The organism is Chryseobacterium sp. VD8, from assembly GCF_037149975.1.
Lineage (GTDB): Bacteria > Bacteroidota > Bacteroidia > Flavobacteriales > Weeksellaceae > Chryseobacterium > Chryseobacterium indicum.
The window spans coordinates 1-4,962 of record NZ_JBBCQL010000288.1 but is presented as its reverse complement, the minus strand read 5'-3'; the positions used below and the strand labels follow the sequence as shown (position 1 = coordinate 4,962).

At 37.3% G+C, this 4,962-nt stretch carries 4 protein-coding genes; 2 read left to right on the top strand and 2 right to left on the bottom strand.

Features of this window, described 5'->3' with window-relative positions; translation table 11 throughout:
- The coding region (locus tag WFK35_RS20585; protein ID WP_336734342.1) for a DUF6341 family protein at positions 1–217 on the bottom strand (217 nt) is incomplete at its 3' end.
- 42 nt (positions 218–259) lie between these two features.
- Between WFK35_RS20585 and WFK35_RS20580 the strand changes: the two genes are divergently transcribed.
- Both WFK35_RS20580 and WFK35_RS20575 read left to right on the top strand, forming a co-directional pair.
- Positions 260–1,165 (top strand): DUF6427 family protein, encoded by a 906-nt coding sequence (locus WFK35_RS20580; RefSeq protein WP_336734340.1) that lies wholly within the window; start codon positions 260–262, stop codon positions 1,163–1,165.
- Between the two features lie 5 nt (positions 1,166–1,170).
- The gene (locus tag WFK35_RS20575; protein ID WP_336734338.1) at positions 1,171–1,755 is read left to right on the top strand and encodes a DUF3109 family protein; all 585 of its coding nucleotides are present in this window, start codon (positions 1,171–1,173) and stop codon (positions 1,753–1,755) included.
- 372 nt (positions 1,756–2,127) lie between these two features.
- On the opposite strand, the gene WFK35_RS20570 is transcribed toward WFK35_RS20575, so the two are convergent.
- On the bottom strand, positions 2,128–4,962 hold a 2,835-nt coding region (locus WFK35_RS20570; RefSeq protein ID WP_336734336.1), incomplete at its 5' end, for a M16 family metallopeptidase.

Below are 4,962 nucleotides of genomic sequence, written 5' to 3'. Positions count from 1 at the left end.
AGATTTTCGGATCGTAGTAAGGATGCTTACCTTCCGTTGGAGAATAGTAGTCTTTATCTTTATCACCTCCCAGAGTAACTACCAAAACGTAGCACCAGTATGTGAACAGTGCGCAGCAAACGATAAACAGAATCCAGTTCAAAACATTACCGAAAGCATCAAAGAAACCGAAAGACCATTTGAAAACTTTGCTTAAGAATAGAAAGAAAGACGTCATTATTTTCCTTTTTTAAATTAACTTTGTACAAATTTATAAAAAATGTTTAAATTACTTTCAAAAGAAAGCAATATTTTTTCAATTCCTGTTTATATTGGTTTTCTTCTTTTAATAGTAATAACTTTTAATTTATTGAATTTCAACACTTATGAGGGGATTATTGCCGGAATTACTTTTCTGGGAATTGCTCTGGGATATTTCTGTTTTCACAGTATTGCACTCAATTACCAGACGCATCTTCCGTTATTTCTGTATACTTTTTTTGTTTTCGGGCTTTATCCGGGACATTTAGATATAGGAATCGCAGTCGCTCTTCTTACCAATTCTTTTCTTTTACTGCTTTTAACCAGTACGAACGAAGATATCAGAAAGAAATCTTACGTTCTGGTAGGTTCTATTGTTGCGCTGAATTTTATTTTTCTTCCCACAACATGGCCGATGGCGGTTTTTGTGATTATTCACGTTATTGCCACTTCCGAGAGAATCAGTCTGAATATTTTCAGGTTTTTGCTGGGAATTATCTTAATTGTGTTCAGCTATTTTTCGGTAATGTTTTTTATTGATTTTAAAAGCTGGAACATCGATTATTTTCCTTTCGGAAAGATGAAACCTATGACAGATTACACAGAGCTTCTGCCTTTAATTCCGGTGATTGGTATGCTGATCTACGCTGTGTACGACCATTTCAGAAATTATAATAAAAAAAGCCCGATAAGCCGCTATAAATATACTTTCCTGCTCGTTTTTTCGATGGCGCAGCTGATTACGATTATTCTTTACATGAATAAAAATTATGAATATTTACTTCTTCTTGCCTTTCCGTCTACTATTATTATCAGCAGAATGCTTCGGTTTCTGCCAAAATACTGGATGCAGGAAGTTGGTTTGTGGCTGCTTATTTTCAGTTTAATCGGTTTTAAAGCCGGAACTTATTTTAATTTATTTTAAAGATTATGATTCAGATAGACGATAAATTGATCTCTGAGGATATTTTTTCTGAAGAGTTTGTGTGTAACCTTTCTAAATGTAAAGGTGCGTGTTGTGTGGAAGGAGATGTAGGTGCTCCTTTGGATAAGGACGAACTGGAAATTTTAGATGGTATTTTTGAAAAAGTGAAGCCTTATCTTACTGAGGAAGGTATTAAATCCATCGAAAAAACAGGAACCTGGACGACAGATCCGATGGACGGAATGTATGTAACACCGATGGTAGAAAACCGCGAATGTGCATACGTAACTTTTGATGAAAAAGGAATTACAAAATGCGGTATTGAAAAAGCATATGAAGACGGCGCAGTAGACTGGCAGAAGCCGATTTCATGTCATCTTTACCCGATCCGTATTAAAGAATATTCTACCTTCAAAGCATTGAACTATGATGTCTGGAAGATTTGCAGCGATGCCTGTGCTTTAGGAAAAGAATTGCAGGTTCCTGTGTATAAATTCCTGAAAACGCCATTGATCCGAAAATATGGTGAAGAATTTTACGAGGTTCTGAGCGAAGTGGCGGATGAATGGAAGAAGGAGTATGGATCTTAATTTTGGGTAAAAGGCTTAAAGAGTGATAGGGTTTAAGGATTTGAGAGTTTAAGAGTTTGAGAGTTTGAGGGTTTGAGTTGTAAAGTTTTTAGGTTTTAAGATTTTTTTCAACTTTAACTGAATTGCATTCAGCCTTATCAGTAAAGATGGACTTGATAGAAGGACAAGATGATTATGTCAACAGGAATTGGCTTTAGCCAAAACTAATCATCAATTATGTCTTGAGCTGATTTTGCAGGTGTACATCAGATTAAAGCTTAGGTAATTGACAAAATGCAATAATTTGATGATCTAAATCAATCTCACATTAATAAAGCAAAACCGTTCTGTAAAATCTACAGAACGGTTTTTAATTGAACTTTATATCGAAAATTATTTTGCTGCTCCGGCTTTTATAACTGCTGTTTCAGCTTTAGCTTCCTCTTTTTTGGCTTTTTCCCAACCGTCTTCCGGCATCAGAGTTGCCACGATTCTGCCTTTTGTAAGATATTTCTTAGCTACATCCTGAAGGTCTTTTACGGTTAAAGCTTTTACTTTTTCCTGATAGTTAAGGATTTCATATTTATCGCTTCCGTCCAACTGGTTTTTGGTAAGCGCATTCATCCAATACATATTGTCTTTCATATTGGTTTTATCATCATTGTACTCTCCTTCCTTATATTTATCAAGGTCTTTCTGTTCAGGTCCTTTATCAATTAACTTCTGAAGCTCTGCAATTGCACTTTTCGTTAACTTCTCAGCATTTTCAGGTCCGCAAGGGAAATTGATGCTGAAACTGTAATTGCTGAACGGAACTTTGTACATTCCTCCTCTTGCTCCGCCTCCGTAAATTCCGCTTTCGTCCTCTCTCAGCTTTTCAATCACTTTAATGGTAGCAACTTCTCCCAAAGCTTCTAATGCCAATGCTTCTTTTTCGTTGTAAGGCGTTTCTCCGGTATAGGAGATCGTTACCATACTTTTAGGATCTTTTCCTTTTTTGTAGACCTTAGAATAATCTCCGGTTATCTGTCTGTATCCTGTATCTTTAAAAGTAGACGTTTTTCCGTTTGAAGGAAGACTCGCAATGTACTGTAAAACTTCATTTTTAAAGGTTGCCTCATCAATATTTCCTACAAAATAGAACTGGAAGTTTCCGGCATTGGAGAATTTCTCTTTATAAATATCGTACGCTTTTTTATAATCTGTATTTGCCCATTCCTTTTCCGTCGGGATAATTCCTACAAATCTCGGGTTTTTCTGATTCATGAATTTTGCATGCTCACTCGAGAAATAAAACTGAGGATTAGACAAAAGGTTATCCATCATCGCAGACTGTTTCGTTTTGTACGCATTAAATGCATCTGGATTATAATTCAGACCTGTAAAATAAGCATACATTAATTCCATTGCTGTTCCGAGATCTTTTCTGGTCGTTCTTCCGGAAAGTCCTTCTGTTACGTTTCCGATTGACGGATTTACATTTACCTGCTTTCCTGCAAGATAATTGGTAAGGTCTGCTTTGGAGAAACCATTAACTCCGGCTTCTGATAAAGCAGGAAAAGCAAACTGGGTTTTAATAAAATCAGCATCATTAATTACTGAGCTTCCTCCCAGACTTCTCGCTGCAAAAACAATTTCATCGTCTTTAAAGTCTGTTTTCTTGAAAGTAACTTTTGCGCCATTGCTCAGTGTCCATGTTGTGGTTCCTAATTTGGCATCGGTTTCTGTTTTAGCAATTGTACCTTCAGATTTGAAAGGTTTTACTAAATTTTTAATGGTAGCTTTTTCCTGATATGGCTTAAGATCTGCCATTTTTACTCCTTCAAAAGTATTCAGTACCATGGCTTCCGTCGGCATCTGAACATTGTCTTTTTTAGGACCGGTGATTACCACTACTCTACTGTCGTCTTTTACCAGTTTTTTAATGACTTCATTAGTCTGAGCCAGCGTTACGGAAGGTAAGAATTTCTTAGTATCTTCATATTCCCATGCAATTCCCGGCATTGGTTCCTGCTCCAGAAAGTTTCTTACATATTCATCAACCAAAACATCACTTTCTGTTTTGTCTCTGTTGTTGTACGTTCTTTCGATATTAGACATTACCTGAGCTTTTGCCCTGTCTAATTCTGTCTGGGTGAAACCGAATCTTTTCGCTCTTTCCGTTTCTTCCAAAAGAACTTTTAACGCATTTAGCTGGTTTCCGTCTTTCACCATTGCCATTCCCTGAAAAGCTTCTTTGCTTCTTGCATAGGTTCCGCCGTGATAAACATAACCGTACGTAAAAGGAGGATTATTTGAGTTTACCAGCTCTCCTAATCTGTTATTCAGCATGGTGGAAGCAAGCTGTTCTACTAGACTCTGGTTGTACTGCTCTACCGTAACATCCGGCTGATATGCTTCAGAATCTTTCATGATGAACTGTACCATAGATCTTGTAGCATCCGGATCTGTTTCCACAGCCACCAAAGTTTCCTTGTGGTTCGGAAGATCGAAGCTCTTTCTTTCTCTTGGTTTTGAAGGATTTTTATATTTGCTGAAATTATCTTTAATTTTCTTTTCAACTTCGTCCACATTGATGTCTCCCACCACTACAATTGCCATCAGATCCGGTCTGTACCAGTCTTTATGAAACTGTCTGATGACATCCGGTTTGAAGTTTTCCAAAACGTCTTTCTTCCCGATCGGAAGTCTGTTGGCGTACTGAGAGTTGTACAGTAATTTCGGAAGGTATTTATCCGACATTCTTTTATCTGCTCCCAAACCAAGTCTTAATTCTTCAAGAACAACCCCTCTTTCTTTATTGATCTGCTCATCGGAAAGTGTGGCGTTAAATGCCCAGTCTTCCATCACTTTAAGACCTGCATCCAGATTTCCGGGCTTGTCTAAAGGAACTGGAAGCATATAAACCGTTTCATCAAAGCTGGTGTAAGCGTTTAAGTGCTGTCCGAATTTTACTCCGATTGACTGAAGAAAATCAACAAGTTTATTATCAGGAAAGTTTTTTGTTCCGTTGAAGTTCATGTGCTCCATGAAATGAGCCAGTCCTCTTTGGTTTTCATCCTCAAGAATAGATCCTGCATTAATTGCCAGTCTGAAGTCTACTTTCTTTTCGGGTAATGTATTTTTTTTGATGTAGTACTTCATCCCGTTCGGAAGTGTACCGGTCTTTACAGAAGGATCCATAGGAATATTCTGTGCAAATGCATTGGCAGACATCAGAAAGACAAC

Excerpts from the sequence above, each read along its gene's own strand:
- WFK35_RS20580 (WP_336734340.1), top strand. The coding sequence starts at position 260 with ATGTTTAAATTACTTTCAAAAGAAAGCAATATTTTTTCAATTCCTGTT.
- WFK35_RS20575 (WP_336734338.1), top strand. The coding sequence starts at position 1,171 with ATGATTCAGATAGACGATAAATTGATCTCTGAGGATATTTTTTCTGAA.